The sequence below is a fragment of the uncultured Nocardioides sp. genome, assembly GCF_902805925.1.
Classification (GTDB): Bacteria; Actinomycetota; Actinomycetes; order Propionibacteriales; family Nocardioidaceae; genus Nocardioides.
Genome location: NZ_CADCUP010000037.1, coordinates 1 through 2,819, shown reverse-complemented (window position 1 = coordinate 2,819; position 2,819 = coordinate 1). Strand labels below are relative to the sequence as shown.

Genomic DNA, 2,819 nt, shown 5'->3' with positions numbered 1-2,819 from the left:
ACCCGGCCCTGGAAGTAGACGTCGTCGCCGTACACGATGCCCGGCTGGCTGACGGTGAGCTCGGTGACGGTGGTCAGGTTGTCGGTGGCCTGGGCAGGCGCGCTGACGGCGAGCGGGGTGACACCGAGGAGACCGGCGGAGACCAGGCCGGTGATGAGGCGGGGCATGCGCATGGGAGCGATGTCCTTTCGTCGGGCGGGTGGCCCGGTACGGGGGGAGTGGAGCAGACGGGGCGGAACCTACCCCGGCGACCTCGCCGCCAAACCGACGGATCCGCGGGGGTGCCAACGTCGTACGCCGCCCCGTGAGAGGCTGCTCGCCGTGACCACCGATACCCCCACTGCCGACCTCACCGACGACCACGCCTTCGCCGTCTGGGCCGCCGAGCAGGCCGGCGCCCGGCTGCTCGAGGTGCGGGCCCAGGGACTGGAGGGCCGCGAGCTCAAGAACGCCGGCGACGCCGCCGCGCAGGAGCTCCTCGCCCGGCTGCTGGACGAGCACCGTCCCGAGGACAACGTCCTGTCCGAGGAGGCCCGCGACGACAAGTCCAGGCTGACGGCGAGCCGGGTCTGGATCATCGACCCGCTCGACGGCACGCGGGAGTTCTCCGAGCCCCCGCGCGACGACTGGGCGGTCCACGTGGCGCTGTGGCAGGACGGCCAGCTGACCGCCGGTGCCGTCGCCCAGCCCGCCCTGGGGGAGACCTTCAGCACCGCCGCGCCGCGCCAGGTGCCCGCGCGCACCTCCGAGCGCCCCCGCATCGCGGTGTCCCGCAGCCGTCCGCCCGCCTTCGTCGAGTCGCTCGCCCAGCAGCTGGGCGCCGACCTGGTCCCGATGGGCAGCGCGGGAGTGAAGGTGATGAGCGTGGTGCGCGACGTGGCGGACGCCTACGTGCACGCAGGTGGCCAGTACGAGTGGGACAACGCCGCGCCGGTCGCGGTCGCCCGCGCCGCCGGGCTCTTCTGCTCGCGCGTGGACGGCTCGGAGCTGGTGTACAACAAGGACGACGTCTCGCTGCCCGACCTCATCGTGTGCCGACCCGAGCTCGCCGACGAGATCGTGGCGTTCGTGCGCAGCCACGGCACCGACTGAAGCGACGGTGGTCGCCCACGTGCTGCTCGACGCCGACGGGGTCGTGCAGTCGGTGCGCGGCGGGTGGTGGCCCACGCTGGCCCGGCTCGCCGGGGACCGGGCGGTGGAGCTCACGACCCTGATCGACCGGCTCGAGGTGCCGATGCTGGTCGGCGGTGACTTCCCGGCCGTCCTGCGCGCCGCGATGGCCGAGCGCTTCCCCGACCTGGGCTTCGACGAGGCGTACGCCGCACTGTGGCTCTCGGCCGAGGTCTCGCCCGCCACGGTCGCGCTCGTGCGTGTCCTCCGGGCCGGTGGTCACGGCGTCCACCTGGGCACCAACCAGCACGCCCGGCGCGCGTCGTACATGAAGGGAGAGCTCGGGTACGGCGACCTGTTCGACTCCTGCTTCTACTCCTGCGACCTCGGCCTGGCCAAGCCCGACGTCGCCTTCTTCGAGACCGTGGCGCGCGAGCTGGGCGTGTCGCCCGCGGACGTGCTGTTCGTCGACGACAGCGCCACGAATGTGCGCGGGGCGCAGGCGGCCGGCATGGCGGCGGTGCGGTGGCAGATCGAGGACGGCCCGGAGGAAATCCGGTCGCTGCTGCTCGCCCACGGTGCCACGCTGGCCCCATGACCTCCTTCGTCTCGCACACCAGCATCGACTGCCGCGACGCCTACGCGCTCTCGGAGTGGTGGAAGCACCTGCTCGGCTACACCGACGTGCCCGGCGACCCCAACGAGCCGGGCCACGAGGAGTGCATGGTCCTGGACCCGGAGACCGGCCACAGCATCCTCTTCATCGAGGTGCCCGAGGAGAAGTCGGGCAAGAACCGCGTGCACCTGGACCTGCGTCCGCGCTCGGGCACGCAGGCCGAGGAGGTCGAGCGGCTCCTGTCCCTGGGCGCCGCCGAGGTCGCCGACCGGCGGGGCATCCACGGGCCGGGCACCGGCTGGGTGGTGCTCGCCGACCCGGAGGGGAACGAGTTCTGCATCCTGACCTCGGAGGCGGAGCTCGCGGCGAGACGGCAGTGACGCGGACGCCGACCGTCCGCTACCTCGGGTAGCGTCCGGCCACGGAATTCACCGGTCGGCGAGGTGCAGGACCTCGTCGTCAACGGGGTCGACGTGACGCCCTTCGTCGAGGCCGAGCTCGACCGGCGTGACCCCGACCGGGCGAGGATGCGGCCCACCGACCCCGAGGGTTTCCGCGAGGCGTGGGACGTCGTGGAGCGGCTCTGGGCCGGCACCATCGAGCGGGCCCGGACGCTCGACCCGCGGCTCCGGCACGCGTCGGTCGACGGTGAGTGGTCGTTCGTCGAGACGCTGCGCCACCTGGTCTTCGCCACCGACGCGTGGGTACGCCGCGGCGTGCTCGGCGATCCCTCGCCCTGGCACCCGCTCGGCCTGCCGTGGGACCAGATGCCCGACACTCCGGGCAACCCGCGCGACCGCACGGCCAGGCCGTCGCTCGACGAGGTGCTGGTGCTGCGGCACGACCGGATGCGCAGCGTCCGTGCCCTGATCGACGGGCTGACGGAGGAGCTCCTCACCGCCGACACCGAGCCGGTCGCAGGTCCCGGCTGGCCACCGCCGCTACGCCGAGCGCGACCTCGACGCGCTGGAGGCGGGGGCGTTCAGCGCGTCGCGGTGAGGGTGCAAGACGTCGCCGGGCTGGGGCCACAGATACGCCATGGGCATCGACCTCGACCGCGCGCGGGCCTTCGGCGCGGTCGCCACTGCCCGGC

4 protein-coding genes are annotated in these 2,819 nt (G+C 73.4%); all 4 read left to right on the top strand.

The annotated features are described in order from the left end of the window. The first annotated feature begins 321 nt into the window (after window positions 1–321). Window positions 322–1,092 (top strand): 3'(2'),5'-bisphosphate nucleotidase CysQ, encoded by a 771-nt coding sequence (locus QZX64_RS02530; protein ID WP_295656692.1) that lies wholly within the window; start codon window positions 322–324, stop codon window positions 1,090–1,092. A gap of 7 nt (window positions 1,093–1,099) precedes the next feature. Next, the gene (locus tag QZX64_RS02525; RefSeq protein WP_295656690.1) at window positions 1,100–1,708 is read left to right on the top strand and encodes an HAD family hydrolase; all 609 of its coding nucleotides are present in this window, start codon (window positions 1,100–1,102) and stop codon (window positions 1,706–1,708) included. After that, window positions 1,705–2,106, top strand: coding sequence for a VOC family protein (locus QZX64_RS02520; protein ID WP_295656689.1), 402 nt, complete (start codon window positions 1,705–1,707; stop codon window positions 2,104–2,106). Before QZX64_RS02525 ends, QZX64_RS02520 begins: the two co-directional genes overlap by 4 nt. A 63-nt stretch (window positions 2,107–2,169) precedes the next feature. Beyond that, window positions 2,170–2,819: DinB family protein (locus tag QZX64_RS02515; RefSeq protein ID WP_295656688.1), on the top strand; the 650-nt coding region annotated here is incomplete at its 3' end.

Bases quoted from the DNA above. Each gene is read 5' to 3' on its own strand.
- QZX64_RS02520 (WP_295656689.1), top strand. From the start codon at position 1,705: ATGACCTCCTTCGTCTCGCACACCAGCATCGACTGCCGCGACGCCTAC.